The sequence below is a fragment of the Rhizobium sp. BT04 genome (assembly GCF_030053135.1).
GTDB classification, from domain to species: Bacteria; Pseudomonadota; Alphaproteobacteria; order Rhizobiales; family Rhizobiaceae; genus Rhizobium; species Rhizobium binxianense.
The window spans coordinates 4,598,341-4,623,066 of record NZ_CP125652.1; the positions used below are offsets into that span (position 1 = coordinate 4,598,341).

A 24,726-nucleotide genomic window follows, 5' to 3' on the forward strand; every position below is an offset into this window, starting at 1 on the left:
ATGAGCATCACGCCGCATGATGAAGGTTTCATGGCGGCGGCGATCCGCCTGTCGCGTTTGCATCTCGGCCGCACCGCCACCAACCCCTCCGTTGGCTGCCTGATCGTCAAGGACGGCGTCGTCGTCGGCCAGGCGGTGACGGCGATCGGCGGCCGCCCGCATGCCGAGCCGCAGGCGCTCGCTGAAGCCGGCGCGGCTGCTCGCGGCGCCACCGCCTACGTGACGCTCGAACCCTGCTCGCATCACGGCAAGACGCCGCCCTGCGCCGAGGCGCTGATCGCCTACGGCGTTGCCCGCGTCGTCATCAGCGTCACCGATCCCGATCCGCGTGTCTCCGGCCGCGGCATCGCCATGCTGCGCGACGCCGGCATAGAGGTGGATGCCGGCGTGCTGGAAGCGGAGGGCCGGCATTCCCTGGCCGCATATCTCACCCGCCAGACGAAGAACCGCCCCTATGTGACTCTCAAGCTTGCCGTTTCCGCCGATGGCATGATCGGCCGCGAAGGGGAGGGCCAAGTGGCGATAACAGGCCCGGAGGCCCGCACCGAGGTTCAGGTGCTGCGCGCCGAAACCGATGCGATCCTCGTCGGCATCGGCACGGCAATATCAGACGATCCGCTGCTGACGGTGCGTTTACCGGGGCTCGAGGCGCAGTCCCCCGTTCGCATCGTGCTCGATCCCACTCTGGCTTTGCCGCTGACCAGCAAGCTCGTTGCGACGGCGCGGGAGGTGCCGGTGATCGTGGTGGCGAGCGAGGACGTATCATTGTTGGAGGCCGAGGGCTTACCCCCCTCTGCCCTGCCGGCCGTTCGGCGCTCCGATCGATCCACTGGATCGATCGCTCCGGCTTCGCCGGCACACGCCTCACCCCCCACAAGGGCGGAGATCGGCAAGGAGCGGGATCCGAATTCCCAAGATGGCTCGTCATCACAAGCAACGGCAGATGTAGGGCAGGGAGCAAGCTCCCAGCCGATCTCCCCACTTGTGGGGGAGATGCCCGGCAGGGCAGAAGGGGGTGCCTCACCCACCGACGCCACCGACATGGACTCCCGCCGCGCTGCCCTCGAAGCCGCTGGTGTCGAGGTCGTCTATTGCAATCCCTACCATCCGGAAATCCTGCTGCCGGCGCTCGCAACGCGTGGCATTTCCTCGCTTCTGGTCGAGGGCGGGGCAAAGACGGCGCGACTTTTTCTCGAAGCAGGCCTCGTCGACCGCATCCAGCTTTATCAGGCGCCTGTCATCATCGGCGAAGGCGGTATTGAATCCCCGCTACAGACAACCGACATACCATCGGGTTTTGCCCATACGGGCACGCGGATGTTCGGCGAAGATCGCCTGGACGAATACGAAAGAGGGCTTTGATGTTCACCGGAATAGTCACCGATGTCGGCACGGTCGAATCCGTTTCCCCGCTGAAGGAAGGTATCCGCTTGCGGGTTGCGACCGCCTATGATCCCAAGACGATCGACATGGGCGCCTCGATCTCGCATGCCGGCATCTGCCTGACCGTCACCGCCCTTCCGGCCGAAGGCAGCAACGGCCGCTGGTATGAGGTCGAGGCCTGGGAAGAGGCGCTGCGGCTGACGACGATCGGCACCTGGCAGCAAGGCAGCCGCATCAATCTCGAACGGTCGCTGAAGATCGGCGATGAACTCGGCGGCCACATCGTTTCCGGCCATGTCGACGGCAAGGCGGAAATCCTGTCAGTGACATCGGAAGGCGACGCCACGCGTTACCGGCTGCGGGCGCCCGAACATCTGGCGAAATTCGTCGCCCCCAAGGGCTCGATCGCGCTCGACGGCACCTCGCTGACGGTCAATGCGGTCGACGGCACGGATTTCGACGTCCTCCTCATCCGTCACACGCTCGAAGTGACGACGTGGGGCAAGCGCAAGGCCGGCGACTTCGTCAATTTCGAAGTCGACACCATGGCGCGCTACGCCGCCCGGCTGGCGGAATTTCCCAGCGCATAACCCCGAGAATCGGAATCGATTTTCGGGCTTATGCGCAGATCCAGTAGAGCGTCCTTAGCGCGTCCTGTCGGACGCGCGACGCTCTAACGCGAAAACTGAATGATTTCCCCATTATACTGCGTGCGCGCCGTCTCGCGAAAACCGAGCTTGGCTGCGACCCTGAGCGAGGTCTCATTCTCCGGGCTGATGATGCAGCTCATCCGTTTTCCCGGGAAATGCGTTTCCGCCCAGCCGATCAGGACGGTCAGCGCCTCGGTGGCATAACCGCGGCCGTGCGCAGACGGCATCAGCGCCCAGCCGACCTCCATCGTCCCCTCAATCGACGGTTCCATTTCGCGCCGGGCTTCCAGGAAGCCCGCTTCGCCGATGAACCGGCCGCTCGCCTTTTCGACGATCGCGAGAAAGCCGAAGCCCATATGGTGCCACATGCCGGCAACGCGCAGCATGCGGCTCCAGCTCTGCTCACGTGTCGATGGCACGCCGGTGATGAAGCGCACGACGTCCTCGTCCGCCCATAATGCTGCATGCGCCTCGAAATCGTCGAGGCGGTGAGGACGAAGCGTCAGCCGCGCCGTTTCGAGGGTCGGAATATCGGCCACATCGGATCCTTGTGGAATCGCGCCTTCAGGCGCCGGGTTCGCCGTCCCAATAGTCGAGATCGCTTTCCGGCCTGCCGATATGGCGGAAGCGCCCGGCCTTTGAACCGTCCTTGTTCGTCTTGGCAAGGAATTTTCCGGAATCGGGATATTCGACGATTTCGGTCTTCGCCATCGTCGAGATGCCGAGATAGACGAGTGTGGCGGTGCCGGTATTGATGATCTGGTGTGCCGTTTCCGGTCCGCCGGCCGGCGCCCCGAGCACGTCCCCCGCCTTGATCGGATGGCGCTCGTCGCCGAAACGGTATTCGCCGGCGCCTGATATCACGTAGAAAAGCTCGTCTTCGACATGGTGATTGTGGAAGGGACAGCTCGATTTGCCCGGCGGTACTTCGTTATAGCTGACGCCGAGACCGGCGAGGCCAAGAGGCGAGCCGAACGAGGTGTCGGCGCTTTCATATAGCTCGCCCTGTTTCCAGTGCTCGAGCTTGAGATCGGCGATATTGATCACCGCCTTCGGTTCCGTCGTCATGCTGTTCTCCTGTTGCAGGAAGAGAAACTATCATCGCGCCGGAAAATTCAATGCCCGTCTCGGAATTCGCCTATCTCGGAAAACCCCGGCATGGGCGGAGAGGAGACCGCCGCCCATGCTGTGAGCGCCGCGCGTCCAGGACGCCAAGACGCTCGATCACGTTCAGCCCGTGCATCCCGGAAGATCGGTTGATTGTCCGGGATGTGCTGAAGCGTCAGCGGACGTAGAAGGTCAGGCTTCCGTCGGCCGCCTGCTCGGCATTGACGATGTTGCGGACATCGACGCCTTCGTTGTTGAGCCGGCGGGCAAGCGACCTGTTGGCGTCGATCGAGGCCTGGATGCCGTGAACGGCCTGGCCGGAACGCTCCGGCGCCGAGCGTGGGCCGGTCGTTTCGTCGTCGAGATTGCGCCAGTTGCGGACCTGCTCGACGTTGAAGTCATTGCCCTGGAAGGTCCGGAGCGTCTGCTCGATGCCCTGGGCCGTGTTCATTCCAAGGCTTTCGGCCCGGCTGACGCCGGCAAATGCGAGGGAGGAGAGGGTGGCTGCGATGGTAATGGTGACAACGCGGTTCATGATGGTATCCTTTTATCTGCTTTGACGGTCGACTGTCGTTGCAGGGGATCGTCTGCGTCACGACATGGAATTGGCGTTCTCCTTTTGACGATTCAATAGGTTAAGCCACTGAAAACCCATTAAGAATTGTTCATGAAATCGGCCTTCGAATTGCCGTTTTCCAGGCATCCGGAAAAGCTGGTTTCGGAGGCTTGCCCGGTGACGCGGGCGCAGCGCGGCTATCCCCTTGCGGATATTTCGTCTTTGGCGTTGCGGCATCGGGCGAAAGTGCTTGCCATTCTGATGAAGGCATGTTTTGACCGCGGGCTGCCGAGTGGAAAACGCCCCACAAAACGAAGGTGAACCATGCCGAGAGAGACTGCTCCCCATATTTTGATCGTTGAAGCCCGCTTCTACGACGACATGGCCGACGCCCTGCTCGAAGGCGCGACCTTTGCATTGCAGGAGGCCGGCGCCACCTTCGAGGTGGTCACCGTTCCCGGCGCATTGGAAATTCCGGCGGCGATTGCCATGTCGCTCGATGGAGACGACAATGGCGGCACGCATTATGACGGCTATGTCGCGCTCGGCATGGTCATTCGCGGCGAGACCTATCACTTCGATATCGTGTCGAACGAATCCTCGCGCGCTTTGATGGATCTTGCGGTCAGCGAGTCCCTTGCCATCGGCAACGGCATCCTGACCGTCGAAAACGACGAGCAGGCATGGACGCGCGCGCGCCGCTCGGAAAAGGACAAGGGCGGATTTGCCGCTCGCGCAGCTCTGACCATGATCGAGCTGAAGCAGAAACTGGGTGCATAACGAATGAACGACGACAAGACGGAACGGCCGGTCAAGACTGCGAACCAGCGGGGCGCTGCCCGCCTTGCTGCCGTTCAGGCGCTTTATCAGATGGATGTCGGCGGCACCGGCGTTCTGGAAATCGTCGCCGAATACGAGGCGCACCGTCTTGGCCAGGAACTCGACGGCGCGACCTATCTGAAGGCCGATGCCGCATGGTTCCGTTCGATCGTCTCCGGTGTCGTGCGCGATCAGGTCCGTCTCGATCCGCTGATTGCCGCAGCTCTGCAGGATGATTGGGCCTTGTCGCGTCTCGACAGCACCGTGCGCGCCATCCTGCGCGCCGGCGTCTTCGAAATCACCGACCGCAAGGACGTTCCGGTGGCGGTGATCGTCACCGAATATGTCGAGATCGCCCAGGCCTTCTTCGATGACGACGAGCCGAAGCTCGTCAACGCCGTGCTCGACCGCATCGCCAAGCAGGTCCGCGGCGAGGCGAAGAAGTAACTCCTTAGCCGCCAAACAGCCTCCCTAAGTCTTTCTTCGCACTGCAGCGGTTTTCGCCCGTTGCGGTCTTGACGCCACGTGATCGACCACGCAATCTCCGCAACGCTTAGCTGTGGCATTTCTGTGGAGAGGAAAGGCGATTCGGCGGCGTATCTGCCGGAGAAGGAGTGAGCTCCGGCCTATGGAGGAAAGAGCGAAATGACCATCCTTTTATGCGTAATCGCATGCGGTCTGCTCTCGGTGGTCTATGCCGCCTGGGCAACCCGTTCGGTGCTTGCCGCCGATCAGGGCAATAGCCGTATGCAGGAGATCGCGGGCTATATCCGCGAAGGTGCTCAAGCCTATCTGACGCGCCAATACAGAACCATTGCCCTTGTCGGCGTCGTCGTTTTCATCGCAGCCTGGCTGCTTCTTTCCGCCGAGGCCGCCATCGGCTTCCTGATCGGCGCCGTGCTATCAGGTGCTGCCGGCTTTATCGGCATGCATGTCTCCGTCCGCGCCAATGTGCGCACCGCCCAGGCGGCTTCCGCCAGCCTCTCCGCCGGCCTAGACATCGCCTTCAAGTCGGGTGCGATCACCGGCATGCTGGTGGCGGGCCTCGCGCTGCTCGGCGTCTCCATCTACTATACCATTTTGACCGTCGGCCTCGGTCATGAGAGCGGCTCGCGCGAAGTCATCGATGCGCTGGTGGCGCTCGGCTTCGGCGCTTCGCTGATTTCGATCTTCGCCCGTCTCGGTGGCGGCATCTTCACCAAAGGCGCCGATGTCGGCGGCGACCTCGTCGGCAAGGTGGAAGCCGGCATTCCCGAGGACGATCCGCGCAACCCGGCAACGATTGCCGATAACGTCGGCGACAATGTCGGCGACTGCGCCGGCATGGCCGCCGACCTCTTCGAGACCTATGCCGTGTCGGTCGTCGCCACCATGGTCCTCGCCGCGATCTTCTTTGCCGGCGCGCCGATCCTCCAGTCTGCGATGGTCTATCCGCTGGCGATCTGCGGCGCCTGCATCATCACCTCGATCATCGGCACCTTCTTCGTCAAGCTCGGTGCGAACGGCTCGATCATGGGCGCTCTTTACAAGGGCCTCATCGTCACCGGCCTGCTGTCGATCGTCGGTCTCGGCGCCGCCACTTCGCTCACCATCGGCTGGGGCTCGATCGGCTCCGTCGGCGGCGCCGATATCTCAGGCACGCACCTCTTCTTCTGCGGCATCATCGGCCTTGTCGTCACCGCGCTGATCGTGGTGATCACCGAATACTATACCGGCACCGGCAAGCGCCCGGTCGTCTCGATCGCCCAGGCCTCGGTCACCGGTCACGGCACCAACGTCATCCAGGGCCTTGCCGTCTCGCTGGAATCGACGGCACTGCCGGCGATCGTCATCGTCGGCGGCATTCTCGCCACCTACCAGCTCGGCGGCCTTTTCGGTACCGGCATTGCGGTCACGGCGATGCTGGGTATTGCCGGGATGATCGTCGCGCTCGACGCCTTCGGGCCGGTGACGGACAATGCCGGCGGTATCGCCGAAATGTCGCATCTGCCGCCGGAAGTGCGCAAATCCACGGATGCGCTCGATGCCGTCGGCAATACGACCAAAGCCGTCACCAAGGGTTATGCCATCGGTTCGGCCGGCCTCGGCGCACTTGTTCTCTTCGCAGCCTACTCCTACGACCTCAAATATTTTGCGGCGAATGGCGACAAATTCCCTTATTTCGCCGGGATAGGCGAAATTTCCTTCGATCTTTCCAACCCGTACGTGGTGGCGGGATTGATCTTCGGCGGGCTCGTTCCCTACCTCTTCGGCGGCATCGCAATGACCGCCGTCGGCCGTGCGGCCGGCGCCATCGTCGAGGAAGTCCGCCGTCAGTTCAAGGAAAAGCCCGGCATCATGCAGGGCACGGAAAAGCCGGATTACGGCAGGGCCGTCGACCTTCTGACCAAGGCCGCCATCCGCGAGATGATCGTGCCGTCGCTGCTGCCGGTGCTGGCGCCTATTGTCGTCTATTTCGGCGTGCTTCTCATCTCCGGCTCCAAGGCCTCGGCCTTTGCCGCCCTCGGCGCATCGCTGCTCGGCGTCATCATCAATGGCCTCTTCGTCGCTATCTCGATGACATCGGGCGGCGGCGCCTGGGACAATGCCAAGAAGAGCTTCGAGGATGGTTTCGTCGACAAGGACGGGGTGCGTCACATGAAGGGTTCGGATGCGCACAAGGCCTCGGTCACCGGCGATACCGTCGGCGATCCCTACAAGGATACCGCCGGCCCCGCCGTCAACCCGGCGATCAAGATCACCAATATCGTGGCACTTCTGCTGCTCGCGGTTCTTGCTGGTTGATGCATACCGAAAAATTGCGCGGCGGTTGACGACGCGCAATTCGCTACAGCCTCTATCAGCGACCACCAAAAAACCCGCCGGAGCGATCCGGCGGGTTTCGCATGAGGCGTATCCGATCAGCGCAGGCTGCTTGGGTTCTGCGGCGTGCCGCCGGCGCCGCCGCCGAACAGGCTGCGGGCTGCACTCGCGGCGCTGCCGCCGGAGAGCATCTGTTGCAGGAAGGTGAGTTCCTTGCCGCCGGTCGGCGTGACGCGTCCGATCGTGTCGAACACCTTGCCGTCCTGCAGCGTATAATTGGCGCGACGGCTGACAACGCTGTCCTTGTCGAAATAGATCGCCAGAACGCTCTGGTCGACGACCTTCAGCTTCTGGAAGGCGACGGCACGTGTGCGCCGCTGCGAGATATAATAGAAGACTTCGCCGTCGAAGGTCGCCGTCGTCGATGGGGTGCCGAGCGAAAGTAGCACTTGCTCGCGGCTCGAGCCCTCCGGAACGAGGTTCAGCGACTGCTGGTCGGCGACGTAGCCGCCATTGAGCACGGTGCTGGTCTGGCAACCGGAAAGAGCTGATGTGGAGGCGATTATGAAGGCAATGGCCGCACTGCTGAAGAATTTCACGTCAGACTTGAAATACCGTTTCTTCAACGACATCTACTCCCTTGAGTGTCGATAGCAGCCATTTGGGGCCTTGCACGCTTTACCTCCTGCAAAACCATTGTGGCCATTCCGGGTCGAATATCCCGAATTCGTTTCGCTGACGCATCGAAGGCGTCGTCCCGAAACTGGCCATGATCGGCATTGCAATTCGCGCCTGCTTCGGTAAACCAGCTTTCGAAATCATGCAACAAGGCCAGAGGCCGGCCAGCGTGAAGAATGAGGCATTTCCGGAAAAAACAATGATCTTCGGGCTCTTCCGTAAGAAAAACAACAATCAAGCGATCGTCGACAGGCAATATGCGGCGCTGACGGCGGCCGCGCGCATGCCGGAAATCTATGAGCGGCTCAATGTGCCGGATACGGTCATGGGCCGTTTCGAGATGCTGTCGATCACCATGATTCTGTTTTTTCGCCGCACACGTGCTTCCGCCACCAGCGGCCAGGAGATCGCCCAGGAGATTGTCGACGCCTTCTTCCAGGATATCGACTATTCGATCCGCGAACTCGGCATCGGCGACAACAGCGTACCGAAGCGCATGAAGAAGCTCGCCGGCATGTTTTATGGCCGGCTCGAAGCCTATTCGAAGGCGATGGACACAGGCGATGCCGAAGCGCTCGCTCTCGCGCTCACGCGCAATATCTACCCCGAAACCTCGGCGCCGGCCGATATGTCCGGCCTCGCCGGATGGATGATGGCTGCGGAATCGCATCTGTCGGCCCTTGCCGAAGAGGAGATCGCCACCGGCTCGGCAACGCTCCCGCCGGTCGCCTGTCCACCGGTCGCCTGAAGGAGGAAGTGATGAAGAACGATCGGGACGATGTTCCCTTCTCCTATCACGTTAAGGTCGGCCATATCTCGGCCAATCCCGTCGAGGTCCATGTCGAGGCCGACGCCAGCGAATTGAAGGCGCTCGCCGAAACCTGGAATGTCGTCTCCGTCTCCGATCTCAGCGCCGATCTGCAGATTGCCCGCTGGAAGCGCGACGGCGTGCGCATCAAGGGCCGCGTTCAGGCGAAGATCGTCCAGTCCTGCGTCGTGACGCTGGAACCGGTCGAATCCGCCATCGACGAGAGCTTCGAGCAGATCTTCGTGCCGGAGGGCTCCAAACTTGCCCGCCAGCCCGGCAATGACGCCGGCGAAATGCTGCTCGATCCCGACGGCCCCGATCTGCCCGAGACTTTTGTCGGCGATACGATCGATGCCGGCGAGGTGGTTGCCGAATTCGCCGCTCTCGCGATCGATCCCTATCCGCGCAAGGAGGGCATCGAATTCGCAGGCCATATCGAGGATAGCGGCGAGAACGACAAAAAGCCCTCGGCTTTTGCTGCCCTCAAGGATTGGAAAAAGGACTGAAGCCTCTCTGGCATTTGACATAATTCAGTTGTAAGCGACGCCAAAACCGGTATTTTGGCCGAAATTTCGCCCTCGGCGAAAAGAAGGATCAGGGACGCGTGATCAGAATATCTCTCGACCTCATGGGTGGCGACTTTGGTCCCCAGGTTGTCATCCCCGGCGCCGCCAAGGCGTTGGATCGGCATCCGGATATTTCCTTCGTTTTCTATGGTCTCAAGGAACAGTGCGATCCGGTTCTCGCCAAGTTTCCGAAACTTAAGGAAAAATCGCTCTTTCACGACTGCGAACTCGCCGTCGGCATGGATGAGAAGCCGAGCCAGGCGCTGCGCCGCGGCCGCTACATCTCCACCATGTGGCGTTCGATCGAGGCGGTGAAGACGGGGGAGGCCGATGTTGCGGTCTCGGCCGGCAATACCGGCGCGCTGATGGCGATGGCGAAGTTCTGTCTGCGCACCATGGCCAATATCGAGCGCCCAGCGATTGCCGCGATCTGGCCGACACTGAAGGGTGAGAGCATCGTGCTCGATGTCGGCGCGACGATCGGCGCCGACGCACAGCAACTGATGGATTTTGCGCTGATGGGCGGCGCCATGGCGCGTGCGCTTTTCGAGGTCGAACGTCCGACGGTCGGCCTTCTCAACGTCGGCGTCGAGGAGATGAAAGGCCAGGAGGAGGTCAAGGAGGCCGGTCGCCTATTGCGCGAGGCGAACATCGATTCGCTCGAATATTCCGGTTTCGTCGAGGGCAACGACCTTGGCAAGGGCACGGTCGACGTCGTCGTCACCGAAGGATTTTCCGGCAATATCGCGCTGAAGACCGCCGAAGGCACCGCCAAGCAGATCGGCGAATATCTGCGTGCCGCCATGTCGCGCACGCTGCTGGCCCGCATCGGCTACCTCTTCGCCAAAAGCGCCTTCGATCTGCTTCGCGAGAAGCTCGATCCGAGCAAGGTCAATGGCGGCGTATTTCTCGGTCTGAACGGCATCGTCATCAAGAGCCATGGCGGTGCGAATGCCGAAGGCATCGCCGCCGCCATCGAAGTCGGCTACGACATGGCCAAGAACGGCCTCAATCAGAAAATAGAAAACGATCTTAAGAAATATCATGCCAAGCGGCTGCCCCCGATGGGCCCGGAAGCTGCATGAGCTATGGGGTTCAATCGACTATGATCCGTTCAGTGGTTCGCGGGTTCGGAGCCGCACTTCCGAAGCGCGTGATGACCAATAGTGACATGGAGGCGATCGTCGATACATCCGACGAATGGATCGTCCAGCGCACCGGCATCCGCCAGCGTTATCTCGCCGGCGATGACGAGACGACGGCCTCGCTCGGCGAGGCCGCCGCGCGAGCGGCCCTTGCCAATGGGGGCCTGACGCCAGCCGATATCGATCTCATCATCTGTGCCACCTCGACGCCTGACAACACCTTTCCGGCAACCTCGGTCAATATTCAGAGCCGCCTCGGCATGAGCCACGGCTTCGCCTTCGACGTCCAGGCCGTCTGCACCGGTTTCGTCTATGCGGTCACAACGGCCGATGCCTATATCCGCGGCGGGCTTGCCAAGCGCGTTCTCGTGATCGGCGCCGAAACCTTTTCGCGCATTCTCGACTGGAACGACCGCACCACCTGCGTGCTTTTCGGCGACGGCGCCGGCGCGATCGTGCTCGAAGCAACCGAGGGCGAGGGCACTGTTGCCGATCGCGGCGTGCTGACCGCGCATCTGCGCTCGGACGGCTCGCACAAGGAAAAACTGTATGTCGATGGCGGACCGTCGACGACGGGCACCGTCGGCAAGCTGCGCATGGAAGGTCGCGAGGTCTTCAAATATGCCGTCGGCATGATCACCGACGTCATTCAGGCGGCTTTCGATGCGACCGGCACCACCGCCGATGACCTCGACTGGCTGGTGCCGCACCAGGCCAATCGACGCATCATCGACGGTTCGGCGAAGAAGCTGAATATCGATGCGGCGAAAGTCGTCATCACAGTCGATCTGCACGGCAACACGTCGGCGGCCTCGATCCCGCTTGCGCTCGCGACCGCTGCCGGCGACGGCCGCATCAAGAAGGGCGACCTGGTGATGCTCGAAGCGATGGGCGGCGGTTTTACCTGGGGCGCCGTTCTGCTGCGCTGGTAGGCGTAAATCCTGAAAAACTGGCGGCGAACAAGAGCTTGACCGTGACGCGCAAGACAAATACTCTTTGCGCGATTTCACAAAATATTTGAAATGGGCGGGGAAATCATGACCGGAAAAACAGTGACGCGCGCAGACCTGGCGGAATCCGTTTTCCGAAAGGTCGGGCTTTCCCGGACCGAATCCGCGGAACTGGTCGAAACCGTCATCGACGAAGTGTGTAACGCCATCGTGCGTGGTGAAACCGTCAAGCTTTCCTCCTTCGCTACTTTCCAGGTGCGCGACAAGAACGAGCGGATCGGCCGCAACCCGAAGACCGGCGAGGAGGTTCCGATTTCCCCCCGCCGGGTCATGACCTTCAAGGCGTCGAACGTGTTGAAGACGCGCATCCTCAAGGCGCATGTCGCTCGCAAGGTCAAGCAGAAGCCGCAGAATCCGGCCTCCTGAGCATCGGCTTCCCGTTTCTAAATGGCGTTTTTTTGCTCCGGCACTGTCCATCGTTGTGCGCAACGTCGAGACATGACTTGAATTGTCGACGCCAAACCGTTGAAATATGATGAGTCGCCGTTGGATCGAGCCGCGAGGTCGCGTAGCAGTATGACGTTGGACAAGAGCCCCGATGCCTTTCGCACCATCAGCGAAGTCGCAGACGATCTTGATCTGCCGCAGCATGTGCTGCGCTTCTGGGAGACGCGGTTTCCGCAGATAAAGCCGATGAAGCGCGGCGGCGGCCGTCGTTATTACCGGCCCGAGGATGTCGATCTCCTTAAGGGCATCCGGCATTTGCTCTATGATCACGGCTATACGATCAAGGGTGTGCAGAAGCTTCTGAAAACCAACGGCAACAAGTTCGTCATATCGGTCGGCCACGGCGATCTCGCCAGCGTCGAGGCGCTTGCGTCGGGCGTGCAGGAGGCGAGTGCCGGGGAACCGCGCGTCGGCATGGCTGACGAAGACCAGATCGTCGGCCGCGCTAAGCCGCCGATCACCCGCCGGTTCTTCAATTTCGTCGCGGGAGAAGACGAACAGGAAGTCTCGATCGGCAAGTCGAGCGTCGGCAAGGAAGACAGGGCATTGCTGCAGGAGGCGCTTTACGACCTGCTGGAATGCAAGCGTCTGCTCGATCAGGTGCGTTGAGCAAAGAGCATGATGCCGAAAAGTGTGAGCGGTTTTCGGATGACATCATGCTCTAACTTTTAATCGAACTCAGGCTTCGGTAAGCCGCTTCATCGCCTGTTCGAGTTCGCTGAGCTGGAAGGGTTTTTGCAGCACGGGCAATGTGCTTGGGCTGCTGCCGTCCGGGGCGGTGCCATATCCTGTCGCGTAGATATAAGGTTTTCCGCGTTCATCGAGCAGTTTTGCGACCGGCAGCGAACTCTGCCCTGCGAGCGATACGTCGAGAATGGCAGCGTCGAATTCCGTGTCTCTGGCGGTCGCCAGCGCCCGTTCCAGGTCGGGCGCGCTGGCGCAGACCCGGTAGCCGAGATCAGCGAGCATGTCCTCGAGCAGCATGGCAATCAGCGCGTCGTCTTCGACGATGAATATGTCTTTCATGATCCCCGTTCACCCATTCCCCTTGCCAGGCATGGCGATTTATGTGGACTGCTTGCGCTGCTCGTCAAGACGTCGTCCCGGGCAATGCAAGAAACAGCATATTGCCGGGTGAAATTCGATGTGTAAAAGCTGGGATGCCGTCTTCGCAACGGCTCCTGCATAATTCCCGACTCGGAAGGAATTATGCAGCAGTTCAAAGTGTTACGGCGTCCTTTGCGCATCCGAGCGCGCGGCGCGGTATGAAGGGGTCTGGAATGGATTTGCTGAGTGCCACGGATTGGCTGCGTCAAAGGCCAGCTTATACCTATCCGCTGGCCGTTGCCTTCGTTGGCCTGACGTTTCTTTTCAGGCTTGCCGCCAGCGATTATCTCTCCGGCTTTCCCTTTCTGAGCTTCCTTCCGGCAATATTGCTGGCGAGTTTCATCGGCGGCGCGGGGCCTGGCCTTGTCGCCGCGGTGCTTGCCGCTTTCATTGTCCAGCAGTTTTTCGTCGAGCCGCATGATGTCTTCTGGCCGATGAACGCCGGCCAATGGGTTGGTCTGTCGACCTATGTGATCAATGCGGCGATCATCATCGGCCTGATGGAGATGATCATCATCGCACATGGCCGGCAGAGCCGCCTTCGCGGTGAGCTCAACAGCTTCAACACGCGCCTCGAACAGACGGTGGTCCAGCGCACCGCCGAACTGAGGCACGAGATGGAAGAGAATGCCGCCGCTCAGGCGCAGATACGCCAGTTGCAGAAGATGGAGACGATCGGCCAGCTCACCGGCGGCGTCGCTCATGATTTCAACAATATGTTGGCGATCATCATCGGCAACCTCGACCTCGCCCAACGGCGCCTGACCGGAAGCGAGGATCCCCGCCTGCTGCACTCCATCCAGAATGCCAAGGACGGCGCGCAGCGGGCCGCGGTGTTGACCGCGCGCCTTCTCGCCTTCTCGCGCCAGCAGCCGCTCGCCCCTGAAGTGATCGACCTCAACAAGCTGGTCGGCGGCATGTCGGAGCTGCTGCGCCGTACGCTCGGCGAGCAGATCCGCATCGAGACCGTGCTGGCCGGCGGCCTCTGGCCGAGCTTTGCCGATCTGAGCCAGCTCGAGAATGCCATCCTGAACCTTGCCGTCAACGCCCGCGACGCCATGCCGGGCGGCGGACATCTGACGATCGAGACCGCCAATACCGAACTCGACGAGCGATATTCGCGCATGCATTCCGAGGTCGAGGCCGGCCAATATGTGATGGTCAGCATGACCGATACCGGCACCGGCATGTCGCCCGACGTGATCGACCGCGCCTTCGACCCGTTCTACACCACCAAGGGCCCCGGCAAAGGCACCGGTCTCGGCCTCAGCCAGGTTTACGGCTACATCAAGCAGAGCGGCGGCCACATCAAGATTTATTCAGAGATCGACAGAGGCACGACGGTGAAGATCTATCTTCCCCGTCATGTCGGCGCGACGGACGCCCGTTTGAGCGCCGCCGGCGCCCAGCCGCTTCCTCAGGGCAGCGTCAACGATACGATCCTGGTGGTGGAGGACGATGAGAACGTCCGCATCATGACCGCCGAAAGCTTGCATGAACTGGGTTACACCGTCTTGCAGGCGGCCAGCGGCATGGAGGCGCTTCTGATCCTGGAAGAAAATCGGGAAGTCGACCTGATCTTCACCGATATCGTCATGCCGCAAATGAGCGGGCGCCAGCTTGCCGATATCGTCCAGGAAAAATGGCCGGCGATCCGGATCCTTTACACGACGGGCTACACCCGCAATGCCATCGTCCACAATGGTGTGCTCGATCACGGCGTTTCGCTGCTGGCCAAGCCCTTCAGCTTGGAGCAGCTGGCGCACAAGATCCGCGAACTGCTGAACGTACCGGCGAGAATGGAAGATGAGCGGACGTGAAGCATTGGGCTGCACGTCCACAGTTCAAGATCACACTATTCCAGGACTTGGATCACGCGATGCGTCTTCGGTTCGACGATGACGCGCCGTTCATTGACGACGGTATAACCGTAGCCGTCGATATTGGGTACGGTATGCACTTCGACGGTGTCGGGCAGCGTCGCGCCGACCGCGATATCGCCCTCATAAACGACGGACGGTGTCTGTTGCTCCATCACATAGGTCCGCACCTCGCCGGGCAATACGACGGAGCCGGTCGCTGCGGGATCGGTGACGATGACGGTGCTCTGCGCGAAGGCGGCGGAGCTGATGGTCAGCATGGCGGCCGCGGCCAGCATGATCTTGCGCATGGGATGTTCTCCTTCTTCAACTTGAGACTTCAGGGCAACGCCGGCCGTGCGGCATAGTTCCCTGGGGCTTTCGTCGGGCCGAAGACACGCGCAATGAGAGCGGCTCGAGTGTTGCTAAACTGATTTATGCATCATACGGTTGAGCTGTCCGAATAACGTTCAGTGTGATTCCGTCCGGTGACATCAACGGCCGATTCTTTACCCTTCGTTAACCATGCTGGCGGCTTATGTCGGATGAACGGCCGGGTGGTCGTTGATTCTAAGGTCCGTCGCGTTTCGGTTGGCGGATGGATATCTGGAAAGACGAATGCGGCGGCTCGAGACATGGGTTTGCGGAAGACGATATCGCTGATGGCCGTGGTGGGCATGATGGCCGGCTGCACGTCGACAGGCGGTGTGCGCCAGCCTTCCGGGCCGGAAACCGTGGCGCCTGAAAAGGCGCTGGTCCTGCCGCCGCCGGGCGGCCCGTCGATCGTCAGCGTCGTCGAGCACAAGCGTGGCAACGGCGTCGAGCAGACGGTATCGCTCTTTACCTCATCCTCCGTGCCCGGTCAGAATTTTCTGAAGGTCCAGTTCTTCGGCGCTTCCGGGGCCAATCCCGGGGCGGGCGATGCGGGCTTCAGCACGATCAACGAGAGCGGCATTGCCCGAGAGGTGGCTCGTTCGGCCCCCGGCGTGCCGATGGCGACCTCGGCGACCTTCCTGCAGAACGCTTACGGCCCGTTCGGTTACGCCTCCGGCCGCAGCCGTGCCGGCGACAGCTGCATCTATGCCTGGCAGCAGATCCGCTCGAGCGCCGGCGCCAACAGCCAGGCGCGCAATTTCGGCATGATCCAGCTACGCCTGCGTCTCTGCGACGCCAGGGCGAACGAGCGCCAGCTGCTCGGCATCGTCTACGGCTATACCATCACCGGCACCTTCGACGGCGCGATCTGGAATCCGTACGGCAATCCGCCGCCCGCCGACGCCGCACTCGGACGCACCGGTGCGCCGGTCTATCCCGACGAGGGCGGCTATCGCGCCAGCGCGATGCCGATCGGCTATGAGCCAGCGCCTGCCATTGTCAGCCGGCCGCGGGCAGTTGCGGTTCGCAACGCTCCGGCGCCGCAACCGGCTGCGGGCGCGGCATCGTTGCCGGCCCCCATCGGTCCGCGCGTACCGCTGCCGGGCGAGGCGCCGCAGACGAGCGTGAAGCCCGCTGCAGCAGCCGAGCGGGTCGAACAATCCGCAAGGGCCATCGGTGTCACCGTGCCGTCGCCGGACTGCATAGGCGACACGGCCATGACGGCCGCCTGCCGCAGATAGTGAGCATGCCTGGGGCGCCGGAAGGTGCCCTGATTGAGCAATTTCGAGGGAACGACGATGCGCAAAGCCCGCAGTGTCTTCATATGGGCCGTGGTTTCGCTCTGCATGATCGTGCTGATCACGCTGCCGGTTAACTTGCAGACCCAGCTCATCACCAGCATCACTGTCGTGACGGTGATGGCGCTGATCAAGATATTGAAAGGCGAGGGAACCTGGCGCCTGGTGGCGCTCGCCTTCGGCACGTCGATCGTGCTGCGTTATGTCTATTGGCGCACCACCAATACACTGCCGCCTCTGAACCAGCCTGAGAATTTCATTCCCGGCCTGCTGCTCTACCTCGCCGAAATGTATAGCGTTGCGATGCTGGCGCTCAGCCTCTTCATCGTCGCCACGCCGCTGCCGCCGCGGCCTTCACGTGCCGCCAATCCCGGGCGTTTACCTCATGTCGATGTCTTCGTGCCGTCCTACAACGAGGATGCCGGCCTTCTCGGAAATACACTGGCTGCCGCCAAGGCCATGGATTATCCGGCCGACAAGCTGCATGTCTGGCTGCTCGACGACGGCGGCACCTTGCAGAAGCGTAATTCCGGCAAGCTGCTCGAAGCCCAGGCGGCAGCCGCCCGCCATCTCGAGCTGAAGCAACTCTGCCAGGACCTCGACGTTGGTTACCTCACGCGCGACCGCAACGAGCACGCCAAGGCCGGCAATCTCAACAACGGCATGAAACACTCGACCGGCGAACTCATCGCCGTCTTCGATGCCGACCACGCACCTGCCCGCGATTTCCTGCTCGAGACCGTCGGTTACTTCGAAGATGACCCGAAGCTTTTCCTCGTCCAGACGCCGCACTTCTTCATCAATCCCGATCCGCTGGAGCGCAACCTGCGCACCTTCGACAAGATGCCGAGCGAGAACGAAATGTTCTACGGCATCATCCAGCGCGGCCTCGACAAATGGAACGCCGCCTTCTTCTGCGGCTCGGCAGCGGTTTTGAGCCGCAAGGCGCTCGAATCCCAGAACGGCTTTTCCGGCATCAGCATCACCGAGGATTGCGAGACGGCGCTGGCGCTGCACGGCAGCGGCTGGAACAGCATCTATGTCGACAAGCCGCTGATCGCCGGCCTGCAGCCGGCCACCTTCGCAAGCTTCATCGGCCAGCGCAGCCGCTGGGCGCAGGGCATGATGCAGATCCTGCGCTTCCGCTTCCCGCTGCTGAAGCGCGGCCTGTCGATCCCGCAGCGCCTCTGCTACATGTCCTCCACGCTGTTCTGGCTCTTCCCGTTCCCGCGCACGATCTTCCTGTTTGCGCCGCTCTTCTATCTGTTCTTCGACCTGGAAATCTTCACCGCCTCCGGCGGCGAGTTCCTTGCCTATACGCTGGCCTATATGCTGGTGAACCTGATGATGCAGAACTACCTCTACGGGTCGTTCCGCTGGCCCTGGATTTCCGAGCTCTACGAATATGTCCAGACCGTGCATCTGCTGCCGGCTGTCGTCTCCGTCATGCTCAATCCGCGCAAGCCGACCTTCAAGGTCACCGCCAAGGACGAATCGATCGCCGTCAGCCGCCTGTCGGAGATCAGCCGTCCGTTCTTCGTCATCTTCGCGGTGCAGATCATCGCGCTGGTCATTACCATCTACAGGATCTACGCCGAGCCCTATAAGGCCGACGTCACGCTCGTCGTCGGCGGCTGGAACCTCATCAACCTGATCATGGCCGGCTGCGCGCTCGGCGTCGTCTCGGAGCGCGGCGAACGCGCCTTGTCGCGGCGCGTCCGCGTCAACCGGCGCTGTGAATTCGGCGCCAACGGCAAGTGGTACGCGGCCTCGATCGAAGACGTCTCGGTCCATGGCGCCAGGCTTCACATCTTCAACAAGCAGCTTGACGAGATGCTGGTCGGCGCCGTCGGCGAAATGCGCTTCCGGCCCTATAGCGGCGCCGATCTGGAAACCCTGCCGCTCATCGTCCGCAATATCGAGCCATCGGGCGACATCTCCAATGTCGGCTGCCAATACGTGCCGAAAAGCGCGCTCGACCATCGCCTGATCGCCGACCTGATGTTTGCCAATTCCGACCAGTGGACCGAGTTTCAGGCCGCGCGTCGCCGCAATCCGGGCCTGATCCGCGGCACGATCTGGTTCCTCGGCCTGTCGCTCTACCAGACCAGCCGTGGCCTCATTTATTTCTTCCGCAGTATGCGGCCGGAGCGGGAAGCCCAGCAGCGGGCGGCAAAGGTCAACGCCGGATGAAAAGGATCGTCGCTGCCTCGCTTCTCCTGCTGAATGCCTCCGGCTTCGCCCAGGCGCAGACGGCGCCCTTCGACATGTCCGGCGAGCGGCCGCCCGGGGTATCCGTGACCCCGAGATTGACGCCGCCCACGCCGCCGGCAGCGCCGGCACCGGCTCCCGTCACGCCTCCGGTTTCCGTCATACCCGCACCTGCAACTCCGGCCGCTCCGGCTCCCGCACCCGTTCCTCCGGCGATCGCCGTCCAGCCGCAGCCGGCGGCGCCTGTACTCCAGCCAGCCGCGGTGGCAAATGCGGCTGCGCCGCCGCACTCCGGCGATGTCCGCCGCTATGTCGTGCCCTTTTCGAAACTGGGTCTCGCCGGCGAATATGATCGCCGGTCATGGTCGGTCTATCTGACGCCGGAACAGGCGGCGGCCAAGGCAAGCTTCACCTTCGCCTACCAGAATGCGATCGTCGTCGCACCTGAGGCCTCGGCGCTGACCGTCTATCTCAACAACCGCCCGATCGGCCAGCAGCGCATCGGTTCGCCGGATGGCCCGTCGGCCGTCACCTTCGCGGTGCCGCCCGGTCTGCTGCAACCCGGCGCCAATCTCGTCACCTTCGAAGCCGCCCAGCGCCACCGCACCGATTGCAGCATCCAGTCCACCTATGAATTGTGGTCGAATATCGATCCGGCCGGAACCTATCTGAGTTTCGCCGGCACCGACGCCGCACTACTGGCGGGCGCCGATGCGATCCGCGCCATCGGCGTCGACGGCGCCGGCAAGACCGAGTTCGACATCGTTGTCCCGGCGCTGGAGCAGCCGGGAACCACCAGGCCGCTGCTTCGGCTGGCGCAGGGCCTGTCGGTGCTGAGCAGCATGCCGAACCAGATCTTTGCCTTCAGCACCAATTCGCTTCCGGCTGCCGGGCCCGGAAAGCTCAGCGTGCTCGTTGGTACCGCGGCGGAGCTGCGGCCGCTCTTTCCCGGCCTGCCGCCCGGCGCCGAAAGCGCAGCACTCGCCGCTTTCGTCACCGATCCGCGCAGCGGCTCGCCGGTGCTTCTGATCAGCGGGCCCTCCTGGCCGGCGGTCTCCTCGGCGATCGATACCATCGTCTCGCCGACGGACAGGTCGTCGGATGTCCGCCGCGACGTGCTGACCACCGAGCGCTGGAGCGCGCCGAACGCGCCGCTGGTCTTTTCCGATACGAACATCGCTTTGTCGCAGCTTGGCGTGAAGACCACCGAATTCTCCGGCCGGCGGTTGCGGACCAGCTTCAATATCGCCGTGCCGGCTGACTTTTATGCCAATGCCTATGGCGAGGCGAAGGTGCTGCTCGACGCGGCCTATACCGATAACGTGCTGCCCGGTAGCCACATCGATATCTACGTCAACGACAATATTGCCTCCACCGTGCCGATCACCACGACGTCAGGCGGCATTCTCCGCCATCTGCCGATCCGCGTGACGATGCGCCACTTCAAGCCGGGTCTTAACACGGTGGCGATCGAGGCGATCCTGATGACCAAGGACGATGCGGCTTGCGCGCCGGGCGCAACCGCCGGCGCGACACCGCGCTTTGCCCTGTTCGATACTTCTGAGCTGCATATTCCGGATTTCGCCCGCGTCGGTCAGCGTCCGAATTTGGCCGCCATGGCCGGCACCGCCTATCCCTATGGACGGGCCACGGAGCCGACGCCGCTCTTCATCGACCGCATCGACGCCGACACGCTTTCGGCCGCCGCAACCCTGCTTGGCCAGATGGCGATCACCGCCGGCCATCCGATCGCCGTCGAAACCGTCGCCTCGCCGAATATGATCGGCGATCGCGATGCCATCTTCATCGGCTCCATCTCGCAGATGCCGGCAACGGCGCTGTCGCAGACCAATATCGCCACGGCGAGCCAGGCCTCCTGGCGTCCCGTGACGGATGCGCAGGCGGCTGTCGTCGATACCGGTACGGCTTTCGAGGAGTGGAATTCCAAGGTCAGCGGCGGTGTGTTGCGCAGTCGGATCACGGCTTTCCGCGAGTGGGTGTCGCGTAATTTCGATATCTCCCGCAGTTCGCTGCAGTTCGTGCCCGGCGCCGAGGAGATCTTTACGCCGCCCAACGCCGCCACGCTGCTGGTTGCCCAGGGCTCCAGCCCTGCGGGAACGGGCTCATGGACGGTGGTGGCGGCGCCGTCGGCGAAGGATCTGCGTGAAGGGCTCGAGGTTCTGACCGCGCAGCTGAACTGGCCGCAGATATCGGGCCACATCACCACCTATTCGGGCAAGACCGGCAAGATCGAGGCGGTGCCCGTCACCCGTTTCGATTTCGTGCCGTCCATGCCCTGGTCGATCGCCAACTACCGCCTGATCGCCGCCAACTGGCTGTCGACGAACATCCTCTCCTATGCCTTCCTGCTGGTCGTCTTCGTGCTTTTGATCGGGGTCACCACATCGACGATGCTCAAAAGGCTGGGCCGGTCGAAATGAGGCGGTTGCGCGCACTCCTGCTGGCGGCAACGGTCGCGTTTGCCCCGACGGGCGAGCCCGCCGTCGCGCAGCAGGCGATGATCAATGCCGCTGCATGGTCGGCCTACAAGGCGAAGTTTCTCGATGCGACCGGCCGCATCGTCGATAACGGCAACGGCAATATCAGCCACAGCGAAGGGCAGGGCTATGGTCTGCTGCTCGCCTATCTCGCAGCAAGCCCGGCTGATTTCGAGCAGATCTGGTATTTTACCCGCACCGAGCTGCTGCTGCGCGACGATGGCCTGGCCGTTTGGAAATGGGATCCGAACGTCAGGCCGCACGTCGCCGATACCAACAATGCCACCGATGGCGACATGTTGATCGCTTATGCGCTGGCGCTTGCCGGCACGGCGTGGAAACGCGACGACTATATCCTCGCCGCCTCCCGCATGGCGCAGGCTCTGCTTGCCGAAACTGTCGCCAGTTCGGAGGGCCGCACCTTGCTGTTGCCGGGAACCGAAGGTTTTACCGGCAGCGACCGTGATGACGGTCCCGTCGTCAATCCGTCCTACTGGATTTACGAGGCGATCCCGGTCATGTCGGCGCTCGCTCCGTCGGATGCCTGGAAAAAACTCTCGGCTGACGGCGTGGAGCTGTTGAGCAGGATGCAGTTCGGCCCGCGCAAGCTTCCTGCCGAATGGGTGAGCCTGCGTGACAAGCCGCGGCCGGCAAAGGGGTTCGACGCCGAATTCTCATATAACGCCATCCGCATCCCGCTCTATCTCGCGCGTGGCGGCATCACCGACAAGGCGCTGCTCGTCCGCCTGCAAAAGGGGATGTCGCAAGACGGCGTGCCCGCCACCATCGATCTGACCACCGGCCGGCCGAAGACCATCCTGTCGGACCCCGGTTATCGAATTGTTAACGATGTTGTGGCCTGTGTTGTCGACGGGACCAAGCTGCCGAGCTCGGCCCTGCAATTTGCGCCCGCGCTCTATTATCCGTCCACGCTTCAACTGCTGGGGCTGGCTTATATCGGGGAGAAGCATCCGGAGTGTCTGTGAAGTCTTCTCTCGTGGCGGTTTCAGCAGCAGTGGTGGTGGCGAGCCTGGTTACCGGGCTGAAGGACCGTGCCGCTCTGCAGGAAAGGTTCGGCCTGGCGTCTGCCGGCAAGCCGGCGCCGGAGCTGATGATGATGGGCCGCATCAAGCCGACCGAGGCTGCCGGCAATGCCGAATTCAATGCGCAGCTCGTCGCCGACAAGATCGAGGCGATCACCTCCTCGCCGCCAGCATCACCGGATACATCAGATCCGAATGCCGCAGCACAGCAGCCTGCAACGCCGCCATCTGCCACGCCGCCATCTGCGCCCCAGACGGCGGCGCCAGCGGCACCGGTTACGCCTCCGATCGTGTCCGAGCCGCCGGCACCGCAGCAGGCCGCCGCCCCGCCGCCGCCGCCTGCCGTCGATGAAAGCGCGCTTCGTTATTTCGCCAGCCGCGGCGACAAGGTGCGTTTGCAGGCCGAAATCTCCCGCCTTCAGGCGCTCTATCCGAATTGGGTTCCGCCGGCCGATCCGCTCGCCGTGCCGCAAAACGGCGACAAACAGCTCGAGGCTATGTGGCAGCTCTATTCCGATGGCCGTTATGCCGAGCTGCGCAAGGCGATCGCCGACCGCCAGGCAGCGGATGCCAGATGGCAGCCGCCGGCCGATCTGCTCGACCGGCTCGACGTCGCCGAGGCCCGCGCCCGCCTCATCAACGCTTCCGACCTCAAGCAATATGCGACCGTGGTCGATATCGCCGCCGCCACGCCGAGCCTGCTCACCTGCAGCGAGGTCGACGTTCTCTGGCGTGTCGCCGAAGCCTTCATCCAGACGGAGAGGGTGCCGCGCGGCCAGGACGCCTATAGCTATATCCTGAAGAACTGCGCCAATCCGGCCGAACGGCAGGCGACGGTCGAGAAGGCCTCGACGCTGCTTTCCTATCAGCCGATGCAGGCGCTGCTCGCGCTGGACAAGCCTGCCGCAGACGGCAGCAGGGAATTCGATGCGATCCGCGACAACCTCGCCCGACGCTTCATGGCCGAAGGCAACGACGATCCGAATCTCGGCATCGCGCCCGAGTATGTCGCCCGCCTCGAAAAGCTCGCCGGCACTGAGGGTCTTGCCTCGGATGCGCTGCTGCTCGGCTGGTATCAGCTTCGCCGCAACAACGATGCCGAGGCCGAAAAATGGTTCCGCGCCGCCCGCGTCAAGCAGGATACGGCGGCCGCTTCACAGGGGCTGGCGCTGGCGTTGATCGCCCGCAAGGCGCCTGAGGAGGCCGAGGACGTGATGTTCCGCTGGCGTGCCGATTCCGATGATGCGAGCGCCACCTATCTCGCCGCCACGGCCAATCTGATGGCGCTGCAGCCGCCCGCCGATCTCGCCGAAAATGTGCTGCATCGCATCGCCTCCGAGGTCATCGCCCGCAAATATGTGCCGACGGCGCAGCAGTTCGGCTGGTATGCCCGCTCCCTCAACCAGTTTCAGACCGCCGCACGTTGGTTCGAGACCGCACTTGCCTGGAAACCCGATGATGAACCCTCCGCCTATGGTCTTGTCGTCACCCGCGAGCAGTTGAACGACCGCAAGGCCGTGCTCGCCATCCAGCGCGCCTGGGCCGGCCGGTCGACCCGCATCACCAATCTTGAAGACACTGCTTCGCTGAGCCCGAACGGCGCCCCTCTGCCGCCGGAAAAGGGCGCGATTGCCCCGCAGCAGCCGGTTCGGCCGGTGCAGCCGCCGCAAGCTCCCGCCGCCACGGCTGAGCCGCGGGCTGAGCGCCCCACTGCGCTGCAGCCGGGGCCGGATGCGGCCGTCCGCACGGCAAGGCCGGGGATGCAGACGGTGACCGTCCAGCGCGGTCCGCGCCAGACACGCGGCTGCTCGACGACCATCGATGCGGGGCAGCTTGAGCCGGCCGACGCGCTGTCGCGTGGCTGGTGCCTGATGGATATCAACCGGCCGATGGAAGCGATTTCCGCCTTCGAGGCGGCACTGCAGAGCCCGGTCCGCAAGGTCCGAGAAGACGCAGCCTATGGCCAGAGCCTTGCTTATCTCCGCGCCGGCCTTTCCGGCAATGCCGCCGTCGCCGCCACCAAGGCGCCGCAAAACCGCCAGCGCGCCGCCGAGCTTCAGGTGGCGATCCTCGCCGACCGGGCGCTTTCGGCCTTCGACGCCGGGCGTTATCGCGAAACTCTCATCTATCTCGATCAGCGCGCCCAGCTGCAGCAGGAACCTATCGACCTGATGGTCCTGCGCGGCTACAGCTACTTCAATCTGAAAATGTACGGTGATGCGACCCGTATCTTCGAAGCCGCAGCCGCCACCGGCAATCGCGATGCCACCCGCGGTCTTGCCGATGTTCGTAAGGTCACCCATCCCGACGTCAACGACTAGCGTTGACGCCGCCGTCGCCCTCCGCTACTCGCCTGTGTAGCTC

General features: G+C 62.6%; 23 protein-coding genes. 17 read left to right on the top strand and 6 right to left on the bottom strand.

What is annotated here, in order from left to right; translation table 11 throughout:
• A complete protein-coding gene (gene ribD / locus QMO82_RS30870; protein ID WP_183606455.1) occupies window positions 1-1,362 on the top strand; it encodes a bifunctional diaminohydroxyphosphoribosylaminopyrimidine deaminase/5-amino-6-(5-phosphoribosylamino)uracil reductase RibD in 1,362 nt (453 codons plus the stop codon).
• Entirely contained in the window at window positions 1,362-1,973 is a 612-nt protein-coding gene (locus QMO82_RS30875) for a riboflavin synthase (protein WP_183606457.1), read from the top strand. The genes ribD and QMO82_RS30875 overlap by 1 nt, the downstream gene beginning before the upstream one ends.
• Before the next feature lie 83 nt (window positions 1,974-2,056).
• On the opposite strand, the gene QMO82_RS30880 is transcribed toward QMO82_RS30875, so the two are convergent.
• The 3 genes from QMO82_RS30880 to QMO82_RS30890 form a co-directional block, all read right to left on the bottom strand.
• Window positions 2,057-2,572, bottom strand: a complete 516-nt coding sequence (locus QMO82_RS30880) for a GNAT family N-acetyltransferase (RefSeq protein ID WP_183606459.1) — start codon at window positions 2,570-2,572, stop codon at window positions 2,057-2,059.
• 25 nt (window positions 2,573-2,597) lie between these two features.
• Window positions 2,598-3,101 (bottom strand): cupin domain-containing protein, encoded by a 504-nt coding sequence (locus QMO82_RS30885; protein ID WP_183606461.1) that lies wholly within the window; start codon window positions 3,099-3,101, stop codon window positions 2,598-2,600.
• Between the two features lie 214 nt (window positions 3,102-3,315).
• Window positions 3,316-3,675, bottom strand: coding sequence for a hypothetical protein (locus QMO82_RS30890; protein WP_183606463.1), 360 nt, complete (start codon window positions 3,673-3,675; stop codon window positions 3,316-3,318).
• 345 nt (window positions 3,676-4,020) lie between these two features.
• Here QMO82_RS30890 and ribH point away from each other — a divergent pair, with 345 nt between their 5' ends.
• From ribH to QMO82_RS30905, 3 genes are all read left to right on the top strand, one after another.
• Complete coding sequence (gene ribH / locus QMO82_RS30895; protein ID WP_183606465.1) at window positions 4,021-4,476, top strand: 6,7-dimethyl-8-ribityllumazine synthase; 456 nt, start codon at window positions 4,021-4,023, stop codon at window positions 4,474-4,476.
• A 3-nt stretch (window positions 4,477-4,479) separates the two neighbouring features.
• Complete coding sequence (gene nusB / locus QMO82_RS30900; RefSeq protein ID WP_018241520.1) at window positions 4,480-4,962, top strand: transcription antitermination factor NusB; 483 nt, start codon at window positions 4,480-4,482, stop codon at window positions 4,960-4,962.
• Window positions 4,963-5,160: 198 nt separating this feature from the next.
• Window positions 5,161-7,299 carry a sodium-translocating pyrophosphatase gene (locus QMO82_RS30905; protein ID WP_183606467.1) on the top strand — a complete coding sequence of 713 codons (2,139 nt, stop codon included), beginning with the start codon at window positions 5,161-5,163 and terminating at the stop codon, window positions 7,297-7,299.
• Between the two features lie 116 nt (window positions 7,300-7,415).
• On the opposite strand, the gene QMO82_RS30910 is transcribed toward QMO82_RS30905, so the two are convergent.
• Window positions 7,416-7,949, bottom strand: coding sequence for an outer membrane protein assembly factor BamE (locus QMO82_RS30910; protein ID WP_097617587.1), 534 nt, complete (start codon window positions 7,947-7,949; stop codon window positions 7,416-7,418).
• A 137-nt stretch (window positions 7,950-8,086) separates the two neighbouring features.
• On the opposite strand from QMO82_RS30910, the gene QMO82_RS30915 reads away from it, so the two are divergent.
• The 6 genes from QMO82_RS30915 to QMO82_RS30940 all read left to right on the top strand — a co-directional run bounded on the left by QMO82_RS30915 (window position 8,087) and on the right by QMO82_RS30940 (window position 12,580).
• A complete protein-coding gene (locus QMO82_RS30915; RefSeq protein WP_183606469.1) occupies window positions 8,087-8,743 on the top strand; it encodes a ubiquinol-cytochrome C chaperone family protein in 657 nt (218 codons plus the stop codon).
• A gap of 11 nt (window positions 8,744-8,754) precedes the next feature.
• Window positions 8,755-9,309 carry a DUF177 domain-containing protein gene (locus tag QMO82_RS30920; RefSeq protein ID WP_183606470.1) on the top strand — a complete coding sequence of 185 codons (555 nt, stop codon included), beginning with the start codon at window positions 8,755-8,757 and terminating at the stop codon, window positions 9,307-9,309.
• 98 nt (window positions 9,310-9,407) lie between these two features.
• Window positions 9,408-10,454, top strand: coding sequence for a phosphate acyltransferase PlsX (gene plsX, locus QMO82_RS30925; protein ID WP_097617589.1), 1,047 nt, complete (start codon window positions 9,408-9,410; stop codon window positions 10,452-10,454).
• Window positions 10,455-10,474: 20 nt separating this feature from the next.
• A complete protein-coding gene (locus tag QMO82_RS30930) occupies window positions 10,475-11,446 on the top strand; it encodes a beta-ketoacyl-ACP synthase III (RefSeq protein ID WP_183606673.1) in 972 nt (323 codons plus the stop codon).
• 105 nt (window positions 11,447-11,551) lie between these two features.
• On the top strand, window positions 11,552-11,890 hold the full coding sequence (locus QMO82_RS30935; RefSeq protein WP_183606471.1) for an integration host factor subunit alpha: 339 nt from the start codon (window positions 11,552-11,554) through the stop codon (window positions 11,888-11,890).
• A 150-nt stretch (window positions 11,891-12,040) separates the two neighbouring features.
• Window positions 12,041-12,580, top strand: coding sequence for a MerR family transcriptional regulator (locus QMO82_RS30940; RefSeq protein ID WP_003574025.1), 540 nt, complete (start codon window positions 12,041-12,043; stop codon window positions 12,578-12,580).
• 69 nt (window positions 12,581-12,649) lie between these two features.
• On the opposite strand, the gene QMO82_RS30945 is transcribed toward QMO82_RS30940, so the two are convergent.
• Complete coding sequence (locus QMO82_RS30945) at window positions 12,650-12,997, bottom strand: response regulator (protein ID WP_183606472.1); 348 nt, start codon at window positions 12,995-12,997, stop codon at window positions 12,650-12,652.
• 254 nt (window positions 12,998-13,251) lie between these two features.
• On the opposite strand from QMO82_RS30945, the gene QMO82_RS30950 reads away from it, so the two are divergent.
• On the top strand, window positions 13,252-14,898 hold the full coding sequence (locus tag QMO82_RS30950) for an ATP-binding protein (RefSeq protein ID WP_183606473.1): 1,647 nt from the start codon (window positions 13,252-13,254) through the stop codon (window positions 14,896-14,898).
• A gap of 35 nt (window positions 14,899-14,933) precedes the next feature.
• Here the strand turns inward: QMO82_RS30950 and QMO82_RS30955 are convergent, their stop codons facing one another.
• On the bottom strand, window positions 14,934-15,248 hold the full coding sequence (locus QMO82_RS30955) for a DUF1236 domain-containing protein (protein ID WP_183606474.1): 315 nt from the start codon (window positions 15,246-15,248) through the stop codon (window positions 14,934-14,936).
• Between the two features lie 324 nt (window positions 15,249-15,572).
• On the opposite strand from QMO82_RS30955, the gene bcsN reads away from it, so the two are divergent.
• Genes bcsN through QMO82_RS30980 form a run of 5 tightly spaced genes read left to right on the top strand, consistent with a single transcriptional unit; the run spans window position 15,573 to window position 24,683 of the window.
• Window positions 15,573-16,553, top strand: a complete 981-nt coding sequence (gene bcsN, locus QMO82_RS30960) for a cellulose biosynthesis protein BcsN (RefSeq protein ID WP_183606475.1) — start codon at window positions 15,573-15,575, stop codon at window positions 16,551-16,553.
• Window positions 16,554-16,610: 57 nt separating this feature from the next.
• Window positions 16,611-18,803 (top strand): UDP-forming cellulose synthase catalytic subunit, encoded by a 2,193-nt coding sequence (bcsA, locus tag QMO82_RS30965; RefSeq protein ID WP_183606674.1) that lies wholly within the window; start codon window positions 16,611-16,613, stop codon window positions 18,801-18,803.
• Window positions 18,800-21,262 (top strand): cellulose biosynthesis cyclic di-GMP-binding regulatory protein BcsB, encoded by a 2,463-nt coding sequence (locus tag QMO82_RS30970; RefSeq protein WP_183606476.1) that lies wholly within the window; start codon window positions 18,800-18,802, stop codon window positions 21,260-21,262. Before bcsA ends, QMO82_RS30970 begins: the two co-directional genes overlap by 4 nt.
• On the top strand, window positions 21,259-22,305 hold the full coding sequence (locus QMO82_RS30975; protein WP_183606477.1) for a glycosyl hydrolase family 8: 1,047 nt from the start codon (window positions 21,259-21,261) through the stop codon (window positions 22,303-22,305). The genes QMO82_RS30970 and QMO82_RS30975 overlap by 4 nt, the downstream gene beginning before the upstream one ends.
• On the top strand, window positions 22,302-24,683 hold the full coding sequence (locus QMO82_RS30980; RefSeq protein ID WP_183606478.1) for a cellulose synthase: 2,382 nt from the start codon (window positions 22,302-22,304) through the stop codon (window positions 24,681-24,683). The genes QMO82_RS30975 and QMO82_RS30980 overlap by 4 nt, the downstream gene beginning before the upstream one ends.
• Window positions 24,684-24,726: the final 43 nt, after the last annotated feature.